2 tRNA genes are annotated in these 397 nt (G+C 49.4%); both read left to right on the top strand.

Annotated elements, in window-relative coordinates:
* The first annotated feature begins 113 nt into the window (after positions 1 to 113).
* Positions 114 to 190 (top strand) — tRNA-Ile (locus KNQ15_RS16675).
* A 22-nt stretch (positions 191 to 212) separates the two neighbouring features.
* Positions 213 to 285: transfer RNA gene (locus tag KNQ15_RS16670), tRNA-Ala, on the top strand.
* The last annotated feature ends 112 nt before the right edge of the window (positions 286 to 397 follow it).

Raw genomic sequence — 397 nt, 5'->3', positions numbered from 1 at the left:
AGGTAGCCGTATCGGAAGGTGCGGCTGGATCACCTCCTTTCTAAGGAAAACGTCCCTTACGGGACATGCCCATCGTTCAGTTTTGAGAGTCTAATTCTCTCTAGTCATGGAATGGGCCTATAGCTCAGCCGGTTAGAGCGCACGCCTGATAAGCGTGAGGTCGGTGGTTCGAGTCCACTTAGGCCCACCATTTCCATTATAATTTCAATCCTGGGGCCTTAGCTCAGCTGGGAGAGCGCCTGCCTTGCACGCAGGAGGTCAGCGGTTCGATCCCGCTAGGCTCCATTTGTCTTGTCCTTTGGATAAGGCACTCGCACCTTGAAAACTGAAGACATCAACAAGACATCAAACTTTTAATTAACCATGTCATTTAAGACGTGTGTTCTTAGAATACCAA

It is taken from the genome of Exiguobacterium sp. s168 (assembly GCF_018619035.1).
GTDB classification, from domain to species: Bacteria; Bacillota; Bacilli; order Exiguobacteriales; family Exiguobacteriaceae; genus Exiguobacterium_A; species Exiguobacterium_A acetylicum.
This window is presented reverse-complemented; position numbering and strand designations above follow the sequence as displayed.